This window comes from Mobiluncus holmesii ATCC 35242 (assembly GCF_000185445.1).
Lineage (GTDB): Bacteria > Actinomycetota > Actinomycetes > Actinomycetales > Actinomycetaceae > Mobiluncus > Mobiluncus curtisii.
The window spans coordinates 899229-925848 of sequence record NZ_GL622346.1 but is presented as its reverse complement, the minus strand read 5'-3'; the positions used below and the strand labels follow the sequence as shown (position 1 = coordinate 925848).

General features: G+C 53.1%; 27 protein-coding genes. 13 read left to right on the top strand and 14 right to left on the bottom strand.

Annotation, left to right across the window (positions count from 1 at the left end; genetic code table 11):
• Positions 1 to 55: 55 nt before the first annotated feature.
• From HMPREF0576_RS03935 to rlmC, 5 genes are all read right to left on the bottom strand, one after another.
• Positions 56 to 535, bottom strand: a complete 480-nt coding sequence (locus HMPREF0576_RS03935; protein WP_036324510.1) for a hypothetical protein — start codon at positions 533 to 535, stop codon at positions 56 to 58.
• Between the two features lie 297 nt (positions 536 to 832).
• Positions 833 to 1435, bottom strand: a complete 603-nt coding sequence (locus tag HMPREF0576_RS03930) for a DUF4097 family beta strand repeat-containing protein (RefSeq protein ID WP_004010767.1) — start codon at positions 1433 to 1435, stop codon at positions 833 to 835.
• Positions 1436 to 1810: 375 nt separating this feature from the next.
• Entirely contained in the window at positions 1811 to 2074 is a 264-nt protein-coding gene (locus HMPREF0576_RS09120) for a hypothetical protein (RefSeq protein ID WP_004010766.1), read from the bottom strand.
• Positions 2075 to 2254: 180 nt separating this feature from the next.
• Complete coding sequence (locus HMPREF0576_RS03925; RefSeq protein ID WP_004010764.1) at positions 2255 to 2851, bottom strand: DUF7010 family protein; 597 nt, start codon at positions 2849 to 2851, stop codon at positions 2255 to 2257.
• 5 nt (positions 2852 to 2856) lie between these two features.
• Complete coding sequence (gene rlmC / locus HMPREF0576_RS03920) at positions 2857 to 4056, bottom strand: 23S rRNA (uracil(747)-C(5))-methyltransferase RlmC (protein WP_245527329.1); 1200 nt, start codon at positions 4054 to 4056, stop codon at positions 2857 to 2859.
• A gap of 121 nt (positions 4057 to 4177) precedes the next feature.
• On the opposite strand from rlmC, the gene HMPREF0576_RS03915 reads away from it, so the two are divergent.
• Positions 4178 to 5443 (top strand): alpha/beta fold hydrolase, encoded by a 1266-nt coding sequence (locus tag HMPREF0576_RS03915; protein WP_245527328.1) that lies wholly within the window; start codon positions 4178 to 4180, stop codon positions 5441 to 5443.
• A gap of 22 nt (positions 5444 to 5465) precedes the next feature.
• Here the strand turns inward: HMPREF0576_RS03915 and HMPREF0576_RS03910 are convergent, their stop codons facing one another.
• Positions 5466 to 5909, bottom strand: a complete 444-nt coding sequence (locus HMPREF0576_RS03910) for a Fur family transcriptional regulator (protein WP_231294148.1) — start codon at positions 5907 to 5909, stop codon at positions 5466 to 5468.
• Positions 5910 to 6022: 113 nt separating this feature from the next.
• On the opposite strand from HMPREF0576_RS03910, the gene HMPREF0576_RS03905 reads away from it, so the two are divergent.
• The 3 genes from HMPREF0576_RS03905 (at position 6023) to HMPREF0576_RS03895 (ending at position 8984) form a co-directional block, all read left to right on the top strand.
• Positions 6023 to 7150, top strand: coding sequence for a metal ABC transporter solute-binding protein, Zn/Mn family (locus tag HMPREF0576_RS03905; RefSeq protein WP_004010760.1), 1128 nt, complete (start codon positions 6023 to 6025; stop codon positions 7148 to 7150).
• Between the two features lie 125 nt (positions 7151 to 7275).
• A complete protein-coding gene (locus HMPREF0576_RS03900; protein WP_004006948.1) occupies positions 7276 to 8124 on the top strand; it encodes a metal ABC transporter ATP-binding protein in 849 nt (282 codons plus the stop codon).
• Positions 8124 to 8984 (top strand): metal ABC transporter permease, encoded by an 861-nt coding sequence (locus HMPREF0576_RS03895; RefSeq protein ID WP_004010759.1) that lies wholly within the window; start codon positions 8124 to 8126, stop codon positions 8982 to 8984. Before HMPREF0576_RS03900 ends, HMPREF0576_RS03895 begins: the two co-directional genes overlap by 1 nt.
• Positions 8985 to 9069: 85 nt before the next feature.
• On the opposite strand, the gene HMPREF0576_RS03890 is transcribed toward HMPREF0576_RS03895, so the two are convergent.
• Both HMPREF0576_RS03890 and HMPREF0576_RS03885 read right to left on the bottom strand, forming a co-directional pair.
• Entirely contained in the window at positions 9070 to 9975 is a 906-nt protein-coding gene (locus HMPREF0576_RS03890; protein WP_236585866.1) for an exopolyphosphatase, read from the bottom strand.
• 7 nt (positions 9976 to 9982) lie between these two features.
• Entirely contained in the window at positions 9983 to 10267 is a 285-nt protein-coding gene (locus tag HMPREF0576_RS03885) for a hypothetical protein (protein ID WP_245527327.1), read from the bottom strand.
• Between the two features lie 83 nt (positions 10268 to 10350).
• Here HMPREF0576_RS03885 and recA point away from each other — a divergent pair, with 83 nt between their 5' ends.
• From recA to miaA, 5 genes are all read left to right on the top strand, one after another.
• Complete coding sequence (gene recA / locus HMPREF0576_RS03880; protein ID WP_004006944.1) at positions 10351 to 11463, top strand: recombinase RecA; 1113 nt, start codon at positions 10351 to 10353, stop codon at positions 11461 to 11463.
• Positions 11460 to 11990: a regulatory protein RecX gene (locus HMPREF0576_RS03875; protein ID WP_004010758.1), complete on the top strand. Its 531-nt coding sequence runs from the start codon at positions 11460 to 11462 to the stop codon at positions 11988 to 11990. Before recA ends, HMPREF0576_RS03875 begins: the two co-directional genes overlap by 4 nt.
• Before the next feature lie 29 nt (positions 11991 to 12019).
• Positions 12020 to 12505, top strand: coding sequence for a CinA family protein (locus tag HMPREF0576_RS03870; RefSeq protein WP_004010757.1), 486 nt, complete (start codon positions 12020 to 12022; stop codon positions 12503 to 12505).
• A 97-nt stretch (positions 12506 to 12602) separates the two neighbouring features.
• The gene (gene miaB, locus HMPREF0576_RS03865; RefSeq protein ID WP_004010754.1) at positions 12603 to 14099 is read left to right on the top strand and encodes a tRNA (N6-isopentenyl adenosine(37)-C2)-methylthiotransferase MiaB; all 1497 of its coding nucleotides are present in this window, start codon (positions 12603 to 12605) and stop codon (positions 14097 to 14099) included.
• Positions 14100 to 14109: 10 nt separating this feature from the next.
• Positions 14110 to 15069, top strand: a complete 960-nt coding sequence (gene miaA, locus HMPREF0576_RS03860; protein ID WP_004010753.1) for a tRNA (adenosine(37)-N6)-dimethylallyltransferase MiaA — start codon at positions 14110 to 14112, stop codon at positions 15067 to 15069.
• On the opposite strand, the gene HMPREF0576_RS03855 is transcribed toward miaA, so the two are convergent.
• The 3 genes from HMPREF0576_RS03855 to HMPREF0576_RS03845 all read right to left on the bottom strand — a co-directional run bounded on the left by HMPREF0576_RS03855 (position 15010) and on the right by HMPREF0576_RS03845 (position 17750).
• Positions 15010 to 15939 carry a type III secretion system chaperone family protein gene (locus HMPREF0576_RS03855; RefSeq protein ID WP_245527326.1) on the bottom strand — a complete coding sequence of 310 codons (930 nt, stop codon included), beginning with the start codon at positions 15937 to 15939 and terminating at the stop codon, positions 15010 to 15012. The genes miaA and HMPREF0576_RS03855 overlap by 60 nt on opposite strands.
• A gap of 179 nt (positions 15940 to 16118) precedes the next feature.
• Positions 16119 to 16760 (bottom strand): class I SAM-dependent methyltransferase, encoded by a 642-nt coding sequence (locus HMPREF0576_RS03850; RefSeq protein ID WP_004010751.1) that lies wholly within the window; start codon positions 16758 to 16760, stop codon positions 16119 to 16121.
• Between the two features lie 18 nt (positions 16761 to 16778).
• Positions 16779 to 17750, bottom strand: coding sequence for a hypothetical protein (locus HMPREF0576_RS03845; protein ID WP_004010750.1), 972 nt, complete (start codon positions 17748 to 17750; stop codon positions 16779 to 16781).
• Positions 17751 to 17765: 15 nt separating this feature from the next.
• Here HMPREF0576_RS03845 and hflX point away from each other — a divergent pair, with 15 nt between their 5' ends.
• Positions 17766 to 19340 carry a GTPase HflX gene (hflX, locus tag HMPREF0576_RS03840; protein ID WP_004010749.1) on the top strand — a complete coding sequence of 525 codons (1575 nt, stop codon included), beginning with the start codon at positions 17766 to 17768 and terminating at the stop codon, positions 19338 to 19340.
• Positions 19291 to 21426 carry an ATP-dependent DNA helicase gene (locus tag HMPREF0576_RS03835; RefSeq protein ID WP_004010748.1) on the top strand — a complete coding sequence of 712 codons (2136 nt, stop codon included), beginning with the start codon at positions 19291 to 19293 and terminating at the stop codon, positions 21424 to 21426. The genes hflX and HMPREF0576_RS03835 overlap by 50 nt, the downstream gene beginning before the upstream one ends.
• 20 nt (positions 21427 to 21446) lie before the next feature.
• Here the strand turns inward: HMPREF0576_RS03835 and lexA are convergent, their stop codons facing one another.
• Positions 21447 to 22130 (bottom strand): transcriptional repressor LexA, encoded by a 684-nt coding sequence (gene lexA / locus HMPREF0576_RS03830; RefSeq protein WP_004010747.1) that lies wholly within the window; start codon positions 22128 to 22130, stop codon positions 21447 to 21449.
• Positions 22131 to 22367: 237 nt separating this feature from the next.
• Here lexA and HMPREF0576_RS09525 point away from each other — a divergent pair, with 237 nt between their 5' ends.
• Both HMPREF0576_RS09525 and nrdR read left to right on the top strand, forming a co-directional pair.
• Positions 22368 to 22814, top strand: a complete 447-nt coding sequence (locus HMPREF0576_RS09525; RefSeq protein ID WP_236585868.1) for a LysM peptidoglycan-binding domain-containing protein — start codon at positions 22368 to 22370, stop codon at positions 22812 to 22814.
• Positions 22815 to 22908: 94 nt separating this feature from the next.
• Positions 22909 to 23361, top strand: a complete 453-nt coding sequence (gene nrdR, locus HMPREF0576_RS03820) for a transcriptional regulator NrdR (protein WP_036324506.1) — start codon at positions 22909 to 22911, stop codon at positions 23359 to 23361.
• 62 nt (positions 23362 to 23423) lie between these two features.
• On the opposite strand, the gene HMPREF0576_RS03815 is transcribed toward nrdR, so the two are convergent.
• Entirely contained in the window at positions 23424 to 25217 is a 1794-nt protein-coding gene (locus tag HMPREF0576_RS03815; RefSeq protein WP_004010746.1) for an AMP-binding protein, read from the bottom strand.
• A 122-nt stretch (positions 25218 to 25339) separates the two neighbouring features.
• Positions 25340 to 26581 carry a phosphoglycerate dehydrogenase gene (gene serA / locus HMPREF0576_RS03810; protein ID WP_036324505.1) on the bottom strand — a complete coding sequence of 414 codons (1242 nt, stop codon included), beginning with the start codon at positions 26579 to 26581 and terminating at the stop codon, positions 25340 to 25342.
• Positions 26582 to 26620 lie beyond the last annotated feature (39 nt).

Genomic DNA, 26620 nt, shown 5'->3' with positions numbered 1-26620 from the left:
GGCGGGAAAACCGTGGTGGTAAGCCTCGGACCGGTCTTGTGTTCAGGAGGTGGCGTCAAAACAGCGTCAGCAGGTATCCGTCAATCAGGGCTATGGAAAGGAACATGATAAAAGCCTTGATGAAAGCGTAGAGGTGCTTTCGAGGATTTTGATAGAGATCAGGTTGTGGTACCTTGGAGAGCCGAATTCGAGGGGTGTGCCGCCACCAGAGCAGATCAATCACAATGAGGTCGAAAACGTTCAAGGTTTGTCCGAGGAACAACATTGAGAGGAAATTTTGTGTAAAGCTGCCCTGGCGGATAAATATCCCGAAAAAGAATAGTATGACCAGAAAGAGAAGGAAATTCGTTATAAAGGTTGCGATTTGACCCTTTGTCTTGAATTGGTTTTGGTATTCCGGGATAGCGCGAATTCTAATCTGTGCCTCATCAGGATAAGAACTGTAATTCTTTAAGTTTTTGGCGTCAGTTCCGGTTCCTAAAAAGCAGAGCATAAAAAATACCGCACATAATACGACTGCTTCTGTAAACAACATACGTAGTACTTCCATTAATTGCTAACTTTGCCTTGTGACGGTTTGGATGTCTACCTGTTAGGAGAAAACTTATTTAAGTGTGGCATTTCGTGAAAGCAATGCCAGGCGCCTTACGTATATTGCAAGCACCTCGAGCACATCTGCATTCTATTGAGTAACAGGGTGCTGTGGATTAAATAGTCGCATCATAGAACGCGGATTAGCTTGTCATCTCAGCATCCAACTTGCAGTAGTTATCAATGGTCTGTTTTTTTTGAAACTGGTGTTGGTGTTAGATATAAAAACGCCCTATGCGTATTACTTCACAACAGCTTTTCCATTAAGGCAATGTACGACATAGTGAGCGCATTCGTCTGATTCATAACCAAGATTGGCTTTATTCTTATCAGAAATTTCAGTAATGCCATTCTCGCAGGCTACTTCCAGACCGACGTCTTTGGCAATTAATCCTTCTAAAACGCTCGCGCCATTGATTGTCTCAACCGTGCATACGTGGGCTACTTCTACATTTTTAGCCACCGCAGAACCATTAAGGCATTTTAGAAAGATATCGTTAGCCTGAACATTTCTTGCTTCTACCTTGCCATTTTGTACCTCTACATAAATCTTGTCAGTCTTGATATCTGTTATTATGGCTTGATTTGATTCAGCTTCAATCTCGCAGATATCGATATTTTCTGGCAATGTAACGATGACTTCAGGACTGCCTTTAGTTAGCCACTGTAACCAGTAAAAAGGTGATATTTTTTCTATTTGAATAAGTCTTATAGCATTTTGATCTTCTTCGATTTTAAAGTTGCCTTTTTTGCAGTTAACATAACTAATATTGAATGAATCAGCTCTCTTCACAGTTAGGCTAACATCTCTCGTCACTGCTACGAACTTCCTGCTATTCGCCATTTTATTGCCTCCTTTGTGGGCGAATCTCCAGCTTCAGAAATTTTACTAGCATATAACGGATTTGTCACCACCAAAATTTGTCTGAACCGGATTCGTGCACCTCACGGAGGGGTAGCGTGGACCGACCCATCTAGTCAGCCCTTGACATCAAAACGACACACTCTACATGGATTGAGAGAACTCCAAGTATAGCTACACTTTTTTGAGTGCGCACTATGGATATTGGGTTCACTTTTTAACGATAGGAAAAGGAAATCGTTACAGGGGTTTAAGATTGGCTTAATAGCTTAATTTTTGAGCATAAAAACAGCCTAGAGAGGATTCTCCCCTAGGCTGACTTTTGTAACATTTCAAACGATCACATTCTTTTGGCTTTTACGATGCCCTTTGAACATCCACACTAATCTCTGATTTAAAAGTTATGCTAAACCTGTCCTCGTAAACTTTTATTTTCTTGATGTACTTTCTTACCAGCTTCTCGTCATACTCACTAATATCATGACTCTCACTTTTCAGAAAATCTTCCATTTCTCTGATTCGTCTTTTAGCATCTTCTTGACCTGCTTTTTCTATAAGAAGCTGCTGTTTCTTAACTTTAAGCTCATCAATCTCGTTGGCAGTTTGCGTATATAGTTTCATCACATGTTGGATACAATGAAACCTTAGCCGTGAACCCTGAAACTATTGCTTTGAACTCTGAAACTATTTGTAGGAATCCTGAAACCTTAGCTTTGAACTCTGAAACCTTTTTAGGCATCAAAAAAGACGGTATTACTACCGCCTTAATTATTTACATATAACTTATTTAGATTTAGACTTCTATTTTATAGAAACTTGATCCTTACTAAGCTCTACAACCTGGGATTTGTTGTAGTTATCTCCCATTTTCTTTAATTCCATATGTAATACACAAGCAAATACTATCTCAATAATACATGCCGCAACAGCAACCGTTGTGCCGTTTAATGCACATCCTAAAATCAAGGAAATCATCGGAATGGAAATTGCAGCAATTGTATATCCCTTTGATTGATACAACCATGAATAGGGAAATAAATGTGCTCCAAACACCATAGCGTATACCATAATCATCTTTTCTGGAACCGCACTAAACACCCACATAACGATTAATAAATAAATCATTTGATTTAAGGTGAAAATGAAGCCTAATTGTCCAAGTGGATTTTGTTTTGAAAAGATATCCACCTTTATAAGTTTACCAATGAGCCAAGCCAGCGGTAATAATGGGCATGAACAGCAAAATACCAATAAATTTTTCATATCCATATTGATATCTAAACTTGACACAAGTACTATCAGAAGCCATATAATCACCGATGCCATGATAAATGCTAATCCTTTTTTCTGCTGAATTGCAATTTCTTTTCTTAATTCATCCACCATTTTCTCCTCCATAAATTCTAATTTGTCGCTCTACTAAAAATCTTTGACATCAATACTACACACTCAACATGTGAAGTGTGTGGGAACATGTCTACCAGCTTGGCTGCCCTAATTTGGTAGGAACGCATCCGCCGCAGGTCCTCCACCAGCGTCTCGGGGAAACAGGAGGAATAGATGAGGTGCGGGATGCCGGAGCGTTCCAGCCAGGACGATAAATCAGGTCCCAGACCTCGCCGTGGCGGGTTCACCACTACCAAATCTGGTGGCATCAGTGTTTGGTTAACTGCCCACTTAGTTGCATCGGCAGTGATGAAATGTGGACGGGGAGCTGCGCTGGGGGTATTGGGAGTGCCGTCATTTTTATTGCTTGGTTCTACCGGAACAGTTGCCGTCGCACTCGCTAGTTCGGTAACGGCATGTTTCGCGCCGTCAATAGCGGGTCCCACGACTTCCACGCCCGTCACCTGCGCAACCCCGGCGGAACTCAGGGCAAAGGCAAATCCGCCCACTCCGCAATACAAATCCCAAGCGGTTTCCGGTTGGAGTTCCCGCGCCCAAGTGGCAGCTTGTGCATACAGGGCTTGAGAAGCTGCGGTATTTGTTTGAAAGAACGCTCCTGGTGCTAGCCATAAATCTGTGCCAATACCGGGCATGGGTATATACCTCTCAGAAGAGAGGATGATTTCCTCACGACCTTCAATAACCGTGGTATGTTCCGGCTGAATGTTTACCGAAAACACGCGCAGATTAGGCAGCTCCGCTTGTAGTTCGGACCAAGTGTGTTCAACTCGATGCAAGGCAGCTTTGGAACGCAGCACCAGGCGCACCATCAAGTCGCCCGCAGGATTAGCACTGACCAGCACATATTTCACCTCGCCCTTCGCAGTGGGGATATTGTAGGGACGAGCTCCGAGTCGCTGCAGCCAAGCTCTGATGGGCGTGAAAGCGGCGTGAATTGCCGGGGCATACAGTGGACAAGACTGCAAATCTATACCGGTGGGATGTTTCTCGTTGGGAGCCAGTCCCAGGACAATCGACTTTTTAGACCCCGACACCACCATTTTTGCTTTATTACGGAAACCTGTCTCCGGACTGCGGTAGGTTGGTAGCCACTCGAAACGCGACTTTATTGCGGGGGGATGCGCGGGAGTGCGGCGCGAGGTGGGGCGATTGAGAGACGCCAGAACCCGGCGGATGGACCGTTCCTTGTTTCGCACTTGCAGGTCGTAAGGCTCTCTTATGAGGGGACACGAACGGCAGACTCGCGCCTCAAAGTATTCGCAAAACATACCTCCAAGTCTACGGCTAAGTCTGGTGGCTGGCATTATGCTGAAACACATGAGTGAAGAAGTGAAATTGTTGCCGGGACTGAAACTCCGTGAAATTACTTTGCAAGTACCGCTGGATCACCGCAACCCCGCTGCAGGGATGATTGACATCTTTGCGCGAGTCGTCACCGGTCAGGAGGGGGAAAAGCGCCCTTACCTGCTGTTCCTGCAAGGTGGTCCCGGACACGAGGCAGCCCGACCTTCACTGTACCCTTCGCCACAGCCATCTTGGTTGCCGCGCGCTCTCGAGGACTATCAAGTCGTCATGCTTGATCAGCGCGGTACGGGGCGCTCTACCCCGGTTTCGGCAGATTTGGATTTTGGTCCCCTGGCGGGGCTGACCCCATCTGCACAGGCAGAATATCTGACGCACTTGCGTGCTGATGAGATTGTTCGAGATGCCGAAGCCCTGCGTGCTTACCTGGGAGGGGAGCCCTGGACACTGTTGGGGCAGTCCTTTGGGGGATTTACTTCCGTACGTTATCTCAGCTCTCATCCGGAAGGTCTGTCTGGAGCTATCCTGACGGGTGGTCTGACAGCGGTGGGTCGCCCCATCGAGGATATTTACGCGGAAACTTGGCGGATAATGATGGACAAATCCGAAACCTACTATCGCCGTTTTCCTGAGGATCGCGACCGGGTGCGACAGATTTATGACCTGGCGCAGGAAGGGAAGGTTGTTACACCAAACGGTGATAAAGTCGGCGCGGATTGGTGGCGTACCGTCGGAATTGTCTTGGGCGCGCAAGGCGGAGGTATGAAGTTGCATGAACTGCTGGAAAATGATCCGTATTCGCCCGCATTTCGTCATGATTTAGCAGATATGCTGCCATTTGGGGGACGCAATCCGCTTTATGCCATCCTGCATGAGTCTTGTTATGCGGACGGAGTAAGCACGCGCTGGGCGGCTAGCCGTACCATGCCACCAGAAGTAAAAGATGATGGGACATTTTTCGCGGGAGAGCACCTACCTCGTGACCTGTTTGAGGAGTCATCTGAGCTGCGACCTTTACGTGAAACTGCTGAGATAATTGCCAATCAGGAATGGGAGCAATTGTATTCCGCTACGCGTCTGGCAAGCGCCGACGTACCAGTCGCGGCGGCAGCGTATTACGAAGATGCTTATGTGCCGTTGCGGTTTTCTGTCGAGACTGCCCGGCTCTTGAAGGATTGCCGGCTGTGGGTCACCAGTGAATACGAGCACAACGGTCTGCGTCAAGACCCGCGGGTATTAGATAGGCTCATCGGACTGCTCAAAGGACAAATCTTGCAATAAACTCAATATACATAAAACCGGATTATTCTTTATCAGCACATTCCGAGCAGATGCCGGTCAGCTCAACTATGTGATTTAATGCGGAAAAACCCATTTCTTGACCCATCTCGTTGAGCGTTTTCTCTAACCCTTTCAAGTGGAATTCTTCGGTCTTTCCGCAGTTGCGGCACACCAGGTGGTGATGGTGTTCGGAGCTCTCACATTCTCGGTACAGCGTCGTGCCGTCGGTGGACCTTACCGTGTCCAGGATGCCTTCATCCGCCAGTGCTGCGAGATTACGATAAACGGTCGCCAACCCCACAGGATTGTCTTTGAGTTGGAGTTTTGTAAAGACATCGGCGGCAGATTGAAAATCGGTCACTCCTCTGACGGCGGAGAGAACGGCTTCTAGCTGCCGCGTTTTGCGCTGACGGGCGGGGCTTGGGGGTGTCGGTTTATCGTTGCCCATTGATAGTTTCCCTCTCATTTTTGCGCTTCTTGCCTAACATTGTGTCTCGTTTTGACAGCGTTTTCCAGTTGAGTGATAATGAGAACGATTCGCAATAAGAATAAAACTAAACCCGTAAGGGAAAGGAAAACATGAAGTTGCAAACTGTTGGCGCCTTGTTCGGCGCCGCTGCATTAGCCGTGAGTATGTCCGCCTGTTCGACCACAAACGATACGCAAACCAAAGACGCGGCAGGGGACGCTGCGGCGAAACCTACGGTGTACGCGTCTACTGATGTGTGGGCATCAGTGGCTAAAGCTGTGGTGGGGGATAAAGCCGATGTGATTACGTCGATTGACCAGCCAAACCTGGATCCGCATTCCTACGAAGCGAGTGTCAAGGACAAGAAACTTGTGAACCAAGCTTCTGTGGTAATCGTGAACGGAGGCGGCTATGACGATTGGGCGCTGCAGTTGGCTAAGTCAGCAGGCAAAAAACCAACTGTGCTCAATGCTGTGGAATTGGCAGGCATAGATTGTGGTGACGCTGAGGGGCATGATCATGAGGCCGGACACGAGCATGAAGATGCGCACGAGCACGAAGAAGGCCATGAGCATGAGGAAGCTCACGAGCATGAGGAAGCTCACGAGCATGAGGAAGCTCACGAGCATGAGGAAGCTCACGAGCACGAGCATGAAGAAGCTCATGAAGAAGGTCATGAGCACGAAGGGCACCACCATCACCATCACCACCACCATTGCGCGGTAAACGAACACGTTTTTTATGACTTGCACGCGGTAAGCGAAGTTGCGAAAGCTGTGGCTAGCACGATGAGCAAGGCAGACAGCGATAATGCTGCGGCTTACCAAGATGCAGCAAAAACATTCCAAGGCAAGCTGGATGAATTGGAATCGCAGGCGGAACAGATTAAGGCACGGGGCGAAAAGCATTCTCTCGCCACTGAACCATTGGCGAACTATCTGTTGGAAGATGCCGGCATTCATGACTTGACTCCCGAGGAATACGTGGAACAATCCGAAACTGAATCTGGTCCCAGCGTGAAGACGCAAGCTGATACCAAGGCTCTGATTACGGATGGGAAAGTGGATATGCTGCTGCTTAACTCCCAGACGGAAGACCCGGTGTCTCAGGACTTGCAGGACGCTGCGAAAGCGAAAGGTATCCCGGTGGTGACATTAACCGAGACCTTGGCAGGAGCTAGCGACTATGTCAGCTGGATTGGTGCAGCCCTAGATCAGATTGACAATGCTTTAAAGTAATACATGAGTAGGGTATAAAACTGTCCGGGCTTCAGATCAGAGCGCAGCTCCTGGAGCCCGGACAAAATACGTTAAGGTAGACGGAGCCAGGAAATAAACCGGGGGACGGGGAAGGAAAAGTTCAGATGGGGGAAGAACCGCTCCTAGAAATGCGAGACGTGACACTGCGATACGGGACACGGCAGGTGTTTTCCGGTTTGAATCTCAGGGTTCAACCGGGGCAGGTAGTCGGAATCTTGGGACAAAATGGGGCTGGCAAAACGACTCTGCTAAAGTCGGTGCTCGGTGATGTGAAGCCTGCCAACGGCATTATTTTCCGCCAAGACACCGCAAAAATTTCGTATCTTCCACAGCATGGGCGTTTCCCGAAATCTGTGCAGATTCGCGGACGGGACGTGGTGTACTTAGGGCTTGACGGAGCCAAACTGGGATTCTGGAGTTCCGCCGGCGCGCGGGATAAAGTCGAGCGGGCTTTAGCCCTGGTCGGGGCACAGAGCTACGCAGACGTACCGATTAGTGGACTTTCCGGGGGTGAGCTGCAGCGTTTGCGTATCGCAGCCGCCATCGTGGAACGTCCCGATTTGCTGCTGGTCGATGAACCCTTGGCCTCCCTTGACCTCAAACACCAAGCTGACATTGTGAAGATTTTTGACAACCTGTCATCGCAGGGCACTGCAATTCTGTTGGTCACACACGAGCTGAACCCGGTGGAGAAACTGCTGGATACAGTAGTCTATATCGCCCTCGGACGAGCTGCGGTCGGCTCGGTGCCAGAAGTCATGTCCAGTGAAACTTTGTCGGCTTTATACGGTGAAGAAGTTCGCGTCGTTAACTTGGGAGGGACCTATTTCGTGGTGGGTGCCCAGAACGGGACCGATTCCGGCTTTGTAGAGGAAGCTCTGCATGGACACCATCATGCCAGCCATTTTGAATCAGCCGAGTCGCCGCACAATCCGAAGGAAGCGGGTCACTAATGGAGGCAATCATCAATTTTCATGACTTCTGGCAACTGGTACCGCTGGTTCGGGAATCGCTGGTTGCAGCGGCAATTTTGGCTGTTGTTTCCGGGATTCTCAGTCCGTTGGTGCAGCTGCGAGATGCGGCTTTTGCAGTTCATGGAACGTCTGAACTATCTTTTGCCGGAGCATCCGTGGCGCTGTTCCTCGGAGCCAGTGTCACCGGGGGAGCTATCGCAGGCTCTATCGTGGCGGCACTATTAATGTCCGCAACCTACACCCGGCGCTGGGGCACAAATGCCCTTATCGGAGTGCTGCTACCGTTTGGATTGGGTATTGGGGTGCTGTTCCTAGCGCTTTACAAAGGGCGTTCTGCCAACAAATTTGGGCTCCTGACGGGTCAGATTGTGTCCGTGGATGAAAACCAGCTGACGGTATTTGCCGTTGTTGGAATCTTGGTTTTGGTCACTATAGCTTGTTTTGGGCGCCGCCTGTATTATGCAGCGGTAGATCCGGTAGTCGCTTTATCCAAAGGGGTTTCCCCTCGCGTGATGAATTTGTGTTTCATGCTTATTCTCGGTTTGGTCGTGGCGCTAGCGGTACAGATGGTGGGAGCGTTGTTGGTTTTGTCACTGCTGATTACGCCGGGGGCAGCGGCTGCGCGCATCTCAGCGAATCCACTGCGCCAGCACGCTTGGTCAGTGCTGTTTGCCCTGATTGCCGCGGAGGGAGGAATCCTGCTCTCTCTCGGACCGGGATTGCCAATTTCGCCCTATATCACCACGATTTCTTTCCTGATATTCCTGATTTGCTGGGCTGTTGGAACGCTGCGCAATCAAACCACCTGGTCACGGCGAAAACAGGGGTTGTCCTCCTGAAATCACGGGACGAGCCCCAAAACAATACCAGGACCGAAAGATCCATTCACCGCCCTTGTGCAGTGACGGAAAATGAAGCGGAATCCTAAACGATTACTTGCTCCGCAGGAGCTTTTGCGGGAGTAAAGTCCGGAGCGACTACGGCGACTGAGGTAGCTGCATCGTGAAAGGCTTGAATCTGAGCCTGAGCGATGGCTTGGTCAGGGTGTTGACCCATCTGAACCAGGTGCATCTGATGAATCCAGAACTGGCTTTCTTCGATGCGCTTAGCCCACATCTCAGCTTCCGCCTTCTTGCGTTTTTGAGTTGCCTTTTCGGCTTCGCGCAGGTGTGTCCAGCCCTCTGAAACTTTCTTTTGCGCGATTTCCAGACGCTTGCGTTTCGCTTCGGCAGCAGCTTCGCGGGCTTTTTCCATCGCCTTGCGCCGTTCAATTCGCTCTTTGCCTTCGCGTTCGATTTTTTCCTTGCGCCTCTCAGCTTCCTGTCGACCCAGCTCAGCGGCCTTGGCATACATTTTGTTAGCGTCGCTCACTGCCTGGCGAGCTTTGGCCTCAAAGCAGCGAGCGGCGGCATCATTGCCCATGTCCGCGGCGACGCGAGCCTGCATTGAATATGTCATCGCATCGGCCTCATAGCTGCGTGCCAAACTCTTGGCCTGCGCGGAATCAGCGGCAAAACCAATCGAGATGCTAGTCCCCGCGGAGGCGCCGAAATTTCGTGATTTTGTTTGTTTTTGCTTTGCCAAAGCGCGGGCGCGGGCTTGTTCCATTTCAAACTTATCGAGGGCATCCAGAGCCTTTTTGTGCTCATCGGTGAGTGTGCCATTCTTTTGGGCAAAAGAGCGAATTTCGGCACGCTGAGCCATTCCGGGAACGTAAAGATTCCGTATCCCGAAATCACGCATGGCAAACATTGTGGCCATCTCGCCCTCCGTGGCTAAATAGACTCCGGTCACTTTCCTAGCGACAGTCTCTACATCGGCAAAATGCACCAGAATTTTAGGCAATCACGCGTTTCGAGTGGCTTCTCGCGCAGGTTTCTTTAGTAAAAGAATCGTCAAAAGTTGCAGTAGCTTCGGGCGGGACCAGGTCGACTTGCTTTAGCGGGGTGGGAATGGATGGATGCAAAAGGGCGGGTAGTGTGGAATTCTTGCGGTCGGTCGGCGTGTCGGATGATTCGAACGCATGTTCGATATAATGTTTTCCACAGATGAGTTGAAAGGGACTTTTCCACAGGTGAAAAAACTTTCGATTTTTCGCTTCCGGGGTGGGGCGTAAGTTCATCTTGAGAGCTTCGGAGAGGAGCTCAACGATCACACCCGAACTATTGGGGCGGCGGAGAGCCGCGTAGATGAAAGGAATACGCAATGGCAAAAGACGAACGCGCAAAAGCGTTGCAAACTGCGCTAGGTCAGATTGATAAGCAGTTTGGCAAAGGTTCCGTGATGCGGCTGGGCGACTCGGCTGTGAACACAAATGTTTCGGTCATTCCTACGGGTTCAGTAGCCCTGGACGTGGCTTTGGGGATTGGGGGGCTTCCGCGGGGTCGCATTATTGAGATTTATGGTCCAGAATCATCCGGTAAGACCACTGTGGCTTTACACGCGGTGGCGAATGCTCAGAAGCAGGGCGGAAACGCAGCTTTCATTGATGCGGAACATGCTTTGGATCCGGTTTATGCGCAAAAGCTCGGTGTTGACATTGACAATCTGCTGGTCAGCCAACCCGACACCGGAGAGCAAGCGCTAGAAATTGCGGATATGTTGATTCGCAGTGGTGGTCTGGACATCATCGTCATTGACTCGGTCGCGGCTCTGGTGCCGAAGGCTGAAATCGAAGGGGATATGGGGGATTCCCACGTGGGCTTACAGGCTCGTTTGATGAGCCAAGCGCTGCGAAAGATTACCGGAGCGCTGTCGGCTACGGGTACTACCGCAATTTTTATTAACCAGTTGCGCGAAAAGATTGGTGTGTTCTTTGGCTCTCCCGAAACCACGACCGGCGGGAAAGCGTTGAAGTTCTATGCATCGGTACGTATCGACGTGCGCCGGATTGAGACGCTGAAAGAAAATGGGGACGCCGTCGGCAACCGAACTCGTGCCAAGATTGTGAAGAATAAGATGGCGCCGCCTTTCCGCCAAGCGGAATTCGACATCATGTATGGTCAGGGCATTTCCCGTGAGGGTGGTCTGATTGACCTGGGGGTGGACTCAGGCATTGTGACGAAATCGGGTTCTTGGTTTACCTACGGCGAAATGCAGTTGGGTCAAGGAAAAGAGAACGTGCGAAAGTTCTTGGTGGATAACCCCGAGCTTAGTGCCGAAATTGAAGACAAGATTCTCATTGCTTTAGGTGTGCGTGAGGACCCGAATGCAGAATCGCAACCGGAGTCTGCCGCGAGCCAGAAACTCGCTGTCGTGATGGACGATGAAGCTGCAGATAAAGGTGCATCCGCCAAGAAAGTTCAAAAAGCCTCATGAGTTTACGGGTAGTGGACGCGGCGGCGGATGCCGCCGCGGAAGCTGGTTTGTCCCTGCTGGATCGCAGGGCAGTCACTGAGTCACAGATGCGCGACTATCTCGCTGCCAAAGGATTCGGCGAGACGGCTATTGATGACGTAGTGGCAGCTTTCGCTGCCCGTGGGTGGCTCAATGACCGCGACTACACCGTGGAATTCTTACGCCAACGTTGCCGGCGTCCAGGAATGTCACGAGCGAAGTTGGTCGCGGATTTGGAAAAGCGTGGGTTAGATACGCAATCAATCACCGCGGGCATAGCGGCTTTGGACGCTGAGGATCCAGAATGGCAAACAGAAAACGCCCGGACCCTGCTAGAGAGCAAACTTGCGGCAGCGCGGCGGGGCTTAGATTTGAGCAATTTTGAGGATTTCCGGAAGCTGAAAGCTAAGCTGTGGCGCTATTTGGCGACACGTGGATTTTCCACAGCGCTTGCCACCACAGTAGTTAATGCTGTGCTGGACGATTTGAAAGCGGACGGTCTGAGTTGACGAGGGGCGGAACCTGGAGGGACGAAACGATGAGTGAGGCAGTACCGGTTGATGATTTAGCTACCAAGGCGTTGGGGAAACTCACTGAGAGAGGGATGTCGATTTCTTGTGCGGAATCACTGACCGGGGGTCTGCTGGCAGATGCCTTTGTCAGGATTCCCGGAGCTTCCCAAACATTTCGCGGCGGAGTGGTGACCTATACCAATGAGATGAAAACCGCGGTACTGAGTGTGAGCTCTGAGCTGCTGCGAACTAACACCGCGTATGACCCCCAGGTTGCACAGCAGATGAGCACTGCGGTACGAGAGATGTTTCACTCTGATTTTGCGTTGTCTACCACCGGAGTTGCAGGTCCTGGTCCGGATGAAGGCGTGGCACCGGGGAAAGGGTTTGTCAGTCTGACCACGCCACAGGGGACGGAAGTGCAAGCGATAGACCAGCCTGGCACTCGTGCCGAAATCCGCGTGGCTTTTGTACGGGCAGCCTTGGAGTTACTGGTGTCTTATCTCGGCTGAGGATTCCAGACCTGGCGCCGGTCGCGGCAGACGTCGAAGGTTGCGTTAGATAGCGAAAGTGACGGGCGCAAGCGGCATGACATAAAATGAGCCGGTGATGGATACTCCGCGAACATACCTGGTGAAAACGCTGGGCTGCCAGATGAACGAACACGACTCGGAACGCATGGCAGGTCTGCTTGATGCTGCCGGCTGGGTGCCGGTTGCTGAGGTTCCGCAGAAAGCTGCACGAGCCACCAATGCCGGAGACGGCGGGGCTGACTTGGTCGTTTTAAATACCTGTTCGGTACGTGAGGCTGCTGGTACGAAACTCTATGGTCATTTGGGACAGCTGGCAGATGTGAAACGTAACCGCCCCGGAATGATGATTGCAGTGGGCGGATGCTTCGCACAGCAGGAAGGCTCGAAAATCATTGATCGGGCGCCGTGGGTGGATGCAGTCTTTGGGACGCATAATATCGATGCCCTTCCGGTACTGCTGAAACGGGCTGAACATAACCAAGAGGCCGCGGTGGAAATCGAGGAGAGCCTGAAAGTATTCCCCTCCGTCCTGCCTGTGCATCGGCAGTCTCCGGCTTCGGCTTGGGTATCCATCTCGGTAGGTTGCAACAACACCTGTACTTTTTGCATCGTGCCCTCCCTGCGAGGGCGGGAACGGGATCGTAATCCCGCCGACATCGTGGCGGAGGTCAAAGCGGTAGTAGACGCAGGTGCCTTGGAAGTTACCCTTTTGGGACAAAACGTAAACAGTTACGGAATGAGCTTCGGAAGACGCGGCGCATTTGCAGATTTATTGCGAGAAGTCGGAAAAACGCCGGGATTGGAGCGTCTCCGGTTTACTTCTCCCCATCCCGCTGCCTTTACCGAGGAAGTTATCGCGGCAATGGCGGAAACTCCAACAGTAATGCCATCGTTGCACTTCCCACTGCAATCTGGTTCGGACCGAATCTTGCGGCAGATGCGGCGTTCCTACCGGTCGGAACGATTTTTAAGGATTCTGCGAGAAGTCAGGTCAGCGATACCGGAAGCTGCTATCACCACAGATGTTATCGTCGGTTTTCCTGGAGAAACCGAAGCTGACTTCCAAGACACGCTTGACGTTCTCAGTGAGGCGCGGTTCCAAGCCGCGTTTACATTCATTTATTCACGCCGACCCGGCACTCCTGCCGCCGACCGAGACGACCAGGTGGATCCGGAAGTCGTAGCGCAACGCTACCAACGACTTTTGGAACTGCAAGAAAAAATCACCTTGGAGGAAAACGAAAAACAAGAGGGTCGGATCGTGGAAGTCCTGGTCACTGCGGGCGGTCGCAAAGACGAAGCCACTGCTCGAATGAGCGGACGCGCCCAGGACAATCGTCTGGTTCACTTTGCAGTTCCGCAAGGTATCAAAGTTCGTCCTGGAGACTTCGTGACGGTTCGTGTGACCCACGGCGCGCCGCATCACCTCGTGGCAGATTCTGCCCTCATTCCGGATGGCGAATTCACCGTACGTCCTACTCACGCCGGAGATTTGTGGGAAGTGGCGCATCTCGAAAAACCTCGTGGCACCCTCTTGGGAATCCCCGGTATTAAGTCGGGATTGGCAAAATAGGAACTTAACCGTGATTGTGGCGATTGTGGGTCCGACTGCTACGGGAAAAAGTAACCTGGGGTTGGATTTCGCGCAGCGAATGTCCCATGACCCGGAGTTAAACGCCAGATTTCCGGGCGGGGCAGAGATTATTAGTGCGGATGCTTTTCAGCTGTATCGAGGCATGGACATAGGCACTGCCAAAACTCCGGAATCTGAACGTCAGGGAATTCCACATCATCAGATAGACGTGCTCTGGCCCGATGCGGAAGCCTCGGTGGCGGCTTACCAGAAATATGCTCGCGCCGACGTGGCAGAGATTCAATCTCGCGGAGCTTTGCCTCTGGTAGTGGGTGGTAGCGGACTGTACGTGCGAGCATTGCTGGATGTGCTGGAGTTTCCTCCCACCGACCCCGCGGTTCGCGCTAGATGGGAGGCGCAAGCGGAACAGCTCGGAGCGAGACAACTTCATGGAATCTTGCAGCGCCAGGACCCGAAAGCAGCCGAAACCATTGAGCCGCTCAATGCGCGTCGCCTGGTCAGGGCCTTGGAAGTCATGGAAATTACCGGGCGTCCATTTTCCGCGACTTTGCCGCGCGGGGAATACTGGCAGCCTGACACCCACGTGTTTTACCTGACGCGAAAACTTGATGAACTGGACGAACGTATCAACGCGCGTTCGCGTGAAATGTTTAGCCAAGGACTGCTTGAGGAAACGGCACGACTCGCTGCCGACCGGGTTCACCCCTGGGGCATCACCGCGCAAAAGGCCACCGGGTACAGCCAGGCTCTGGCGGTGCTGCGCGGGGAGATGACGGTGGAGGACGGTATCGCTGCCACTGCGCTAGCGACTCGGCAGCTGTCGCGGCGACAAATCAAGTGGTTCCGCCGCGACAAGCGGACGGTGGAAATGACCTGGAATCAAACTGGCTTAGAGGAACAGAGCCGGAGCTTTTTTGCGCAGGTTCGCAGCCAGATTCTGGGTCGCTGACATTCCTGCCACAATTTCTGTGTCTAACTGGCGGTCGCTCAAACCTTCACCTACGGAAACCAAATAATCAAAACGCAGATAGGGCTGGGTTCGCATCCCCAGAACCGAAGTTATGCCCAAGGCGTTGCAGGTATTTAACTCATTGATGGCAGTAAACAAGTTTTCGGCAAGAAACGGTTGCTCCAACTCAACCAGCAGAGATGTGGACAGCCAGGTATCCTCCCCAAATATCCGCAAAACTATCAAGTCGTCTGAATCACGCAGGCGCAGTACCGTGCCGTCACGGTACACTCGCAGGTCAAGTCGGGCTGCTGCCTGAGCTACTGAGTCCACGCTGACCGGTGCAGTGAGAGAATTATCCGAAAACCCCGGAACAATCTGAATAACGTTTTGCTTCGGGAGCAGAAGATGATGGGAAAAGTCCTTTTCCGCATTCTGGTTGCACGGAAAATCCGCTTCCACGCCAGAAAAGAAACGTTCAGCCATAATCAAAGCCAGCAGCAGATGGGCTTCTAACTGCTGGTCGCCCATACCGACTGCGACTTGGACACTCGTTTGGGCGCAGAGGTGATAGTGATTATCGTGCAAAAAAGTCACTACTCGAGGACCGACCGCCTCGCGATTGTGGTGCAGGACGTAAGGCAGCAGCCGGGAACGTTCGTGGATAGAAACTCTGGCTCGCCAAACCGAGCGCACGCGCAAAATTCCCGACACCAAGTCAATATAACTGGTGGCGGTCGCGCCAGGTATCATCACTGTGCGCCTAGAGTCGTAAACGTCCACAACATAACTGCGAGAAACGCCGTCTAGAGCTTCGCAGATACGGTCTAGTGTCACCACCCGCGGACGTTGAGCGGTCAGCTGCGGCATACATAAATGTTACGGGGCACGCTCTTGCTTTGGGGTAAAAACGGGGACGCGATTAATTTCGCGCCGCGTAAAGTCATAATTTTCTAGGAAAGTGGGCATTTCGCGGGAATACCGGAGCGGGAATGTAATTACCTAAGTCTGCAGGGAGGACGCATTTTCCAGGAATCTTTGGGGCGATGTCAGGCACTGCGACGCAGCTGCAGTACCCGGAATCCTTTCGATGACGCGATTTTTTCCCCGATCCAGCCGTGCTCATTGAGATATGCCAGGAACGGATCGGATCCCAGGTTGCGTCCCATCACCAGGTAAGCAACCCCCTCGGGCTTCAGGCGAGTTCGCCAAGCCTCCCACATGGCGTGTAGTGCCATTTTGCCCACGCGCACCGGCGGGTTCGACCAAATCACATCTACAGAGTTTGGTCCCAATGCGGCAAAAGCGTCAGCTTCACTCAGCACTTGGATATTGTGCAGTCCGTTTGCGGTCGCATTTGCTCTGGTCAGTTCCAGGGCGCGGGCGTTTACATCCACGGCGTAAACCTGAGCGGAGGGACGCTCGGCGGCTAAAGTCAATGCTAACGGTCCCCATCCGCAGCCCACGTCGACCAAAACTCCGGAACCACCCAGCTCTTGTGAGGAAGGCAGAGGGGGAACCTTGCGCAACAATACCGCGGTGCCCTTGTCCAAACCTTGTCCGGAAAAAACTCCATGCGCAGTCGTGACGCGAAAATCACGACCGGCTAGAGAAACCGTTAGTTCCCGAACGGAACCCTCGGAATGGGGGGTGGATGCGAAATAGTGCTCGCCGGCAGGCTGCGAACTCAAGGGACCTCCTAACTTGTCTCAGAAAAGTTTAGCGACCACGTGGCTAATTAACGAAGTGAGTACACTAACAATCAGCCCCAGCAAGAACGCCCCCAAAATGCTGTGCGTAAAGAAAAATAGGCAAGCGCCCGCGCCCAAGGCGGAAAGCACGAACTCAATCATCCACTCCAACAGTTGCGGAATACTCAGACGTGCTGCCACGACTTGTGCCGCTTCGTCCAAAACGACTAGAACTATGGTGACCAGGATTGCCAGACCGAGAAAGGACCAAAAATCTTCAAAAATAATCGCGATTTCTTGCGGACCCCACCCGGAGAGTAACAGCACGCACAGAGTGGGAATCATTAACACCAGCAAATTTCCCAGCAATTGTGCCCCGATATTGGCGATTTCCACCGGCGAGCGTAAGTTTGCTGATTCGACAGACCGACCCGAAGCCGCGTGAGGGCGTTCCGGGTGTTGCGAAACTAGACGTGAAGTGCCTGCAATAATGGGTTTTTGCGCTGCTCTTGAAGGATTGGACGCACCAGCGGTGCCGGGCTTGTCCGCAGGCTTATCGGGTTTTATTGGGGGAGATGAAGCGGGGGTGCCAGGTTCGGGATAGACAGTCTGATCTGCGGTCGTTCCCGCAGCTGGTGATGTAGCGGAGTTTTCTGCAGCAGGGCGTGTCGAAGAATCTGTTTCGGCAGGATGCGCGGAATCCGTGGGGGTTCTATCGGGGGTGGAGTCAATGACCTTCGGCTTAGTTCGGCGCAGTCTTTCGGGAACCATAATGGTGGAATCGAGCTCAGCAGCTTCGAGGATAATTTCTTCCTCGGGGCGCCAGTCAGGCACATTGAACAAGGATTTGTGGCGCTTCTTGAGGCGATCGTCGGTGGGGCTGGGGACGGGAGCCGTGCGTGGAAGCGACTGACCAAATGGGGAGACACGCCGAACCGACGGAGCATCGAAATTTTCGTCTCCGGGGTCCGTTGTATCCTTTAAAGCCAAAGCTCAAACCTTTACTTGCATGGGCTAGGAGATACCCTAAATTCTAGGCGGAAGGACTATAACTTGCAGGAAAACACGGAGGATTACCCGAACTTGGATTTCCTTTCGCCCGCTGCTGTGCCGCCGGCGGGAGGGGAGCCCGAGTCCGACATGGCATCCTGGTCTCAGCTCGACAGCGCTGAGCAAGCCCAGCGGTGGGCTGATCGCTATGCCTTGGGGCGGGTAGAATCTATTGGCTCCGAGCTGCAGGACATTAGTGAGGTCGAGTACCGTGAGGTTCGCCTAGAAAAAGTCATCGTGGTGGGGATTTTTGCCGCCGACCGAGACGAGGCTGAGCTGTCTCTGCAAGAGCTTGCTGCCTTGGCGAAAACGGCGGGAGCCGTCGTGCTTGCCGGGTTGTTGCAGCGGCGTGATAAGCCTGACGTGGCAACTTTCTTGGGACGGGGAAAAGCCCACGAGCTGCAAACTCAGGTTGCTACTCTGGGGGCAGACACGGTCATCGTTGATGATGAGTTAGCCCCCAGTCAACGTCGCGCCCTGGAGGACGTGGTGAAAGTTAAGGTCATCGACCGCACTGCCCTCATTTTGGATATTTTTGCCCAGCACGCTACCTCACGGGAAGGTAAAGCCCAGGTGGAGCTGGCCCAGCTGGAATACTTGCTGCCGCGGCTGCGCGGTTGGGGTGAATCTATGAGCCGGCAAGCCGGGGGACGCGCTGCCGCGGGAGATGGTATCGGCGCTCGTGGTCCGGGCGAAACCAAAATTGAGCTCGACAGGCGTCGAATTCGGTCCCGGATGGCAAGACTACGGCGCAACCTGAAGGCTTTGGCTCCGACCCGGGAGGCCAAACGAGCCAGTCGTAAAGCGGGAGGAATACCCGCGGTCGCGATTGTGGGGTACACCAATGCTGGTAAGTCCTCGTTGCTGAATCGTTTGGCAGGGGCTAATCTGCTGGTGCATGATGCCCTGTTCGCCACGCTTGATCCCAGTGTGCGTCGGGCTCATACTCCCGAGGGTCGGGAATATACTCTGGCAGATACGGTTGGGTTCGTGAGACGTCTGCCCACCGAGCTGGTTGAGGCGTTTCGTTCCACTTTGGAAGAAACCGCCATGGCTGATTTGATTTTGCATGTTGTGGATGGTTCTAACCCTGACCCTATGGCGCAGGTCGCGGCGGTGGATGCCACTCTGGAACTTGTGGAGGGTATCGAGGAGATTCCCGTGATGATGGTGGTAAACAAAATCGATCAGGCTTCGGCTCCCGCCCTCGCGTTGCTGCGTCATTCCTTACCAGAGGCATACTATGTTTCCGCCCGGACTGGGAAAGGCATCGAAGCTCTGCAGCAATCCATCGCTGACCGTTTACCGTGGCCGGGGCAACGAGTCCGGGTGGTGGTGAAGTGGGAAAACACGGGTCTATTAGAACGAATATATCGTGACGGCAAACTTTTGACTCGTCAGAACCGTGCAGACGGCACTTTCATAGACGCTTGGGTGCCTCCGGCTTTGGGGGCAAAACTGTTAAATCAAGCAATGGAAGATGATTGCGGTACCAGCGAGGGAGACGACAGTGGCGCCAACGAGAGATGACGAGACGGCGGTCGACCCGACTGCTTCGGGGGATTCTTTTGCTGGTTATATTCCCAGTTCAGAGCTGCAAAAGGCACTTACTGCGGCGGTGTCTCTATTGGGAGGAAGTGAACGACCAGGACAGGCTGCGATGGCAGCTGCGGTGGAACGAACACTGCAATCAGGCGGAAAATTAGCAGTTCAGGCTGGGACTGGGACCGGAAAATCTCTGGGATATTTACTGCCGGCGTTGTTGTACTGCCTGCACGAGGACGCACGCGTGGTGATTTCTACTGCAACTTTGGCTCTGCAAAGCCAAATTATTACTAAAGATGCCCCCCTGGCGGTGGAAGCGGTGCAAAATGTTACCGGTTCTGCCCTGCGTGTGGAGGTCCTCAAAGGCTGGCAAAACTATGTCTGCCTGCACAAATTGAACGGTGGATATGAAGGGAGCGAGGACGATTTGTTCTCCACCATGGAAGATTCCCCGTTTTCTGGGATTGCCGGAAGTGGCGAGACCACGGCGGGACCGGGGGCGAGAACCACACGCCAAATGCAGGGATTTGCTGCTGAAACGAAAAGACTCTACGAGTGGGCTCGGGAAACGACGACCGGGGATCGAGATGAAGCTCCGCGCGGTATCACCGCCCGAGCCTGGCGGCAGGTTTCCCTGTCCAGCTTGGAATGTGTCGGCGAAAAATGCCCGTTTCGTTCCGAATGCTTTCAAGTTTCAGCTCGCGATAAGGCAGCGCAGGCGCAGATTGTTGTAACTAACCACGCCATGATTGGTCTGGAGGCTGCCGGAAAACAGAATCCCTTACCCCCGTGTGAGGCCATCATCATTGACGAGGCTCATGAGCTATCCGAGAGGGTACGTTCCCAGGCATCCACTGAGTTCAGTGCCAATATGTTGGCCAGCTGTGCCAAAGCAGCAGCCAGTTTGGGGGTTTCCGGTAGCGAGGAACTCGCGCAGCAAGCCATCATGCTAGGCGTGGCACTGCAGAATTTGGAAGATAGCCGTTTCACGGAAATGCCCGCGGCGGTAGCGGAATGCCGGATGCTGGCCCTGTCACCCTTGAAAACTGCCCTGACAGAATTAAGCGCGAAAGCCGGAGCTGACACAGAATCCACCGGAGGGCAACGCGCGGATGCAGCCAAGATTGCTGTCGCGAAAGCCGCGCTGACCAGCCTGTTAGATACGCTTGAGACGATGACCCCAGAATCTGTTGCGAACGGGGAAACGATTCTGTGGCTGACTCGGGGACGTGATGGCGACCAAGAACCCCGGCTGTACACCGCTCCCTTGGATGTGGCGGGAAAGCTCGCGAATCGATTGTGGAATGAACACGCCATCATCGCGACCTCTGCCACGCTCAAGTTAGGGGGTACCTTTGCGCCGCTCGTGCACAAGATGGGTTTGCAGCTCGACACTCCGAAGCCGGAGACGTTAGACGTCGGTTCTCCATTCCGTCACGATCGTCAAGGAATTTTGTACCTGGCACGGGACTTACCGGCTCCCACACGGGGGGAGCACCCCGACGTGTTCTGGAATCGACTGGTCGACTTGGTGGAAGCCTCGGGGGGTGGGGCATTGGGACTGTTTTCCTCACGCAAGATGGCAGAGCGCGCTGGGGAAGTGCTCAGAGAACGTACCGATTTGCCCATCATGGTCCAAGGTGAGGATTCTATGGCAGCCCTGGTCAAGGATATGCGCGAAGACGCCTCCGCCTGTTTAATGGGCACTCTCTCCCTGTGGCAGGGCGTGGATTTACCCGGCAATACGTGCCGTTTAGTGTTGATTGACCGCATCCCTTTCCCGGTGCCCAGCGACCCGGTAATCGAGGCGCGCTGTGACGCGGTTAAACGTGCTGGGGGCAGCGACTTCATGGAAGTCTCCCTGACACATGCCGCCCTGTTGCTGGCACAGGGAACCGGGCGGCTGCTGCGTTCAGCCACGGATCGCGGGGTAGTCGCGGTGTTGGATTCACGTCTGGCGACTGCGCGGTACGGAGGATTTTTGCGAGCCTCCTTGCCACCCTTGTGGCCTACGGAAGACTCTCAGGTAGTGTTGGACGCTTTGCGACGACTGCAAAAGCAAGTTCCCTAGAGCGGGCTGTGACCCAAACGTCACAGGGAACGGATTACGGTGACGACCTTGCCTAAAATGGTGGCTGTGTCGCCGGGGATGGGCGCATAGTTTTCATTGTGGGGCAGCAGCCAAACGTGACCGTCGGCGCGGGAAAATTCTTTTACGGTAGCCTCGCCGTCAAGCATCGCTGCTACGATTTCACCATTGCGAGCTTCGTTCTGGTGGCGCACCACGACCCAATCGCCGTCTAAAATTCCGCCCTCTTGCATGGAATCGCCCTTTACCGTGAGCATGAACAATTCGCCCGAACCGGTGAAGCGTCGGGGCAGGGCAAAAGTATCTTCAACCATTTCCTCTGCTGTGATGGGGGCACCTGCTGCAATTTGTCCTACCAGGGGAACCGGGGTTGCCACGGCAGTGTCCGCGATACCCACCGGAATGGTGGTAATGGTGGCAGATTGGGATGCCCCGGATACCGGGTCTGGTGAGGGTGTCTCGAAGCCCTCGGGAAGTTTCACAAATTCCAAAGCGCGTGGGGTGTTGGGAGCGCGGCGCAGGTAGCCCTTTTGGGTCAGCACATCCAGATGGTGCTTGACGGAGGATGGGGAGGACAGACCCATGGCCTCGGCGAGTTCTCGCACCGAAGGGGGATAGGCGAGCTTTTGACTGAGCCGGTACAAGGTGGTTAATACTTCCTGCTGTCGTTTGGTCAGGTCGCTCACGGCTGCTCCTTTTATCTGGATAATTTGCGCGCAATAGCTGCAAAAGGCATCTGACGTAACTCGCAGATTTTCGTCTCTGGGGTCTATGTCAGACTGGCAATCGTCCGGCTGGTTTTGCGTTCAAAATCAATAGTCGCACAAATGTTCGATTTTGACTCGACAACGCGCCGGCGATGGTTTATATTATACGTACAGATGTTCGAACGAACAAATGTTCGAATGAATGGAGGGACTACCATGACAGCGGTTTTAGCGCCGAGTTTCTCGGATTTTGAGCTTTGTGAGCTAGCTCCAAATCATCCGGCGGTGCGTGCTTCGAGAGGGCGGCAATCTCGTCCGGCTTACTTACATCTGGTTTCAAAAGCGCGGGAGTCCTCTGTTGCATCTGCACAGTCGGTTTTGTCGTGGGATGCCGCGGCTTTACGCGTGGCACTGTTTATCTTGGCTGCTCTCGTGATGGTGTTCCTGGGGATGGTGCTGGGGCTAGGGCTCAGCCCGGATTTCGTCCCCACGGATTTCACGCTACACACGGTGGTGCCGGGAGACACGATGTGGGACATTGCCGCTGCTAACGCTACCGGTGTCCCCGCTGACGAGGTCTTGGCGGATATGATGGACGCAAATGCCTTGGATGCGAGTTCTGTGTTGAACGCCGGGCAAACGCTGCTGGTTCCGGTTTACTGAAATGGATGTGTCCAGCCCTATTCTCCAGCTTGCGAAAACTTCGGTTTGCACTTACGGTGAAACCTATAGTCTTGCAGCGGTTAAGGAGGGCGACGTGCACTGTCCGTTTTGTCATCACGAGGATTCCCGAGTGATTGATTCTCGTACTGCCGATGATGGTGCCTCCATTCGGCGGCGTCGCGAATGTCCCAGTTGCGGTCGGCGTTTCACCACTTTGGAAACCACAATGTTGCTGATTAAAAAACGCTCCGGAGCGACGGAACCGTTCCGGCGCAGTAAAGTCATTGCCGGTCTAGCTAAAGCTACCCAAGGTCGTCCAGTTAGCGAGGATCAGCTTGCTCTCATGGCGCAAGGCGTGGAGGAAACCCTGCGTGCCTCCGGAAAGGCCATTATCAATTCCGAAGAAGTCGGCAAAGCTATCTTGGAACCGCTTAAGGAACTGGATGAAGTGGCCTATCTGCGTTTCGCCTCGGTTTATTCTGAATTCAATTCCCTGGAGGATTTTGAGGACGCCATTGCTTCGTTAAAGAATCATTCGCACAGCTAGACGGGAGCTGATCCGGATTCCTCAGGAAGCCGTCACGCCACTTTCCTCCGCGGATATAACCCCTACATGCGGAAGCCTTCAGAGAGGCGTTCCATAACGGTCTGACGCACTTTGCGACGCTGAATCTTGCCCAGTTGGTTATGTGCCAACTGCTCGGGGAAGGAAACTGAACGCGGAATTGCGTAACGGGGGAGTGAATCGGCAACCCAATCTCGAATCTTGTCTAAAGTCAGGGTCGCTCCGGGATTGAGCACCACTGCCGCATGGACCTGTTCACCTCGGGCAGGGTCAGCTTGATCGGGAATGCCGACCACGGCGACCTCTGCGACCTGGGGCATTGAAGCAATTGCTGCCTCCACGACCGAGGGGTAGACATTGAAACCAGAAATGATGATGAGCTCTTTGCGACGGTCACTCATCCGTAAGAATCCCTCGTGTTCTTCAACCAAGTCGCCGGTGCGCAACCAACGATCCGGGGTGAACAGTAAATCGGTTTCCACTTGGTCACGCCAATAACCGGGAGAGCACCCCGGTCCTTTGACGATAAGTTCCCCGACTTCGCCAGGTTCAACATCAACGAGGGTGTCGGGATCGACGACTCGCACTTGAATGGAAGGAAACACGATACCCATATAACCGAGCTTGCGTTCGGGGCTCATCGGGGAACCCAATACCGTCGGAGAAGTTTCCGTCATCCCGTAGCCCTCGATGATGTAGCCGGAAGTAGCTTTTTCCCAGCGTTTTGCAACCTCCTGGGTCAGTGGCATGGCTCCGGAAATGGCGTATCGGAAAGTTGAAAGGTCAATCTTCGGGTTGTTCTCGGCTGCTTTCGCGAGCCGGTCAAAAATCGGAGGCACTCCCACAATGAATGTGCCCGGACGTCGGCGTTGAGCGGCTAGGGCTGCTCTGGTGCTGAATTTCGGGAAAATCACCGCGGTGGCTCCCAAACCAATCGCACCGTTCAGAGACAGGGTCAGACCGAAAGCGTGGAAAAACGGCAGAACACAGAACCAGGTTTCCTTGCCGGGACGCAGCTTGGTCACCCAAGTTGTATTGGCAAATAAGTTCGACACCAAGTTGCGGTTGGTCAAAATAACCGCTTTCGGTTTGCCGGTGGTTCCGCCCGTGTGCAGCATCACGGCGGGAACGTCAGGATCGACTCGCACGATGCGGTTATGCGGTTTTTGCTTTTCCAGCAGGGTATCGTAATCGGGTAAATCCTTGGCTTGCGGGTCGCAAAGCTGATTATGAAACTCCTTGGCCTTCTTAATCGGCAGGTGCAGGGCAACACGCAACCGGCGCGGCAGGGCGGCAGAGACATCGATAGAAATAATTTCGGTGTCCATGCCACGTACCATTTCGGCGACGCTTAAAGCAGTCTTTTGCCATACAAAAACCAGTTTCGATTCGGCATTTTCGATTTGCCACTTCAACTCCATTGGGGCAGCCAACGGGTTGTGCAACACACACACCACTCCCAGCTGCAGGCAGGAATAGAGCAGATAGACGAACTGGGGACAATTCGGAGCCACAACCGAAACTCGATCCCCGCGCTTGACCCCGTGCTGAAGTAGCAGCGCCGAAGTGCGCTGCACATTTTCGCCCAGTTCCCGATAAGTCGTGGTGGCGCCGAAAAAATCCAAAGCGACACGGCGGGGATATTTATTGGACTGAGTGCGCAAGACGTCGATCATCAACTGATCAGTGACGGGGATTTGCGCTGGAACGTCCGGATTGTAGAGCAGACGCATCCGTTTGGTCAGCTCAGAATCATCCTCGGGCGGAGTATGCACGTACCTAGGTAGGTGAATACCCGCGGCGGGAGCCAGTTCCAACAAATCCACTGTTTCAGTCATACTTCCACCCTAACGCAAACATGCCGGTCAAATCCCTTTCACCCGGAATTTGCACGGAAACACTAATCAGTCTACGGGACATGCCAAGCCGTCGACCCGACCTTTTGAGCCCCGTAGAGGAGTTAGTTAATCGCGGTCTCTTCGTCTCGAACGAAGTGCGCCATCGGAATGCAGCGCACGGAGAGCGTGGAATCAAACTTGGCAATCTCATCGAGCGCTGCCTTGGGCATTTCGGAGGAAATATCACCGATAACGTAGCCGACTTCGCCGTTAGTGCCCAAGACCTGACCTTCGATGTTCACTCCGGCATCAGAGAACAACTGGTTGATTTTCGCCATTACGCCAGGGACGTTCTTGTGAATCAAAGTGATGCGGTACTTGGTGTTATCCGTCGGCTCAAGGCTCAAATTCGGCATGTTTACACTCATCACGGTTTCACCGGACTGCAGGTAAGTGCAAATCTTGCCAGCCACAAACCAGCCAATGTCCTCTTGAGCTTCCAAGGTGGACCCGCCAATGTGCGGAGTAAGGATGGTGTTTTCCTTACCCATAATCGGGGAGTGGAACTCCTCACCATTTTTGCGCGGTTCATCAGGGAACACGTCGATGGCGCAGCCCCCAATTTGACCGGAATCCAGAGCCTCTGCCAAATCATCGAGATTGACGACGAAACCACGGGACAGATTCAACAGCTTCGCCCCTGGTTTCATCTGGTTCATCTGTACTTTGGTAAACATATTTTTATTAGAAGCACGCCCGTCCACATGCAAGGATACAAAGTCAGCACCTTGCAGGGCTTCCTCGAGGGAGTTGCACTGTTTCGCGTTGCCGATGGGCAGCTTCTTTGCCAAGTCATAGAACTGGACTTTCATCCCCATAGCTTCTGCCAAGATGGACAGCTGGGTACCGGTCGAAGAATAGCCGATAATCCCCAAGGTCTTGCCACGCACCTCATGAGAGCCCTTGGCGGTCTTTTGCCAATCAGCATTTTGCAGGTGAGCGTTGCGTACTGGCAGTTGACGTGCCAGCGCAATAATCTCAGCGATGGCTAGCTCCGCTACGGAACGCGTGTTGGAATAAGGGGCGTTGAACACTGCCACCCCGTGTTTCGCTGCTTCTTTCAAGTCGATTTGGTTGGTACCAATCGTGAAAGTCCCAGCGCAGACCAAGTCCGGGCATTCATCAAAAACTCGTTTGCTCAGGTTCGTCTTGGAGCGAATCCCAACCATCTGATAGCCCTGGAGAGCCTTAATCAGGTCGTTTTCATCCAGAGAACCATCTATCCGGTCGACTTGGACATTTGCGTCGCTAAATACTTTGTTCGCGACTTCGTGGGGGTTTTCAAGCAGCAGTATCTTCGTCATATCACCACTGTAGACCAAAAGAGCGCAGTGCTGAAATCC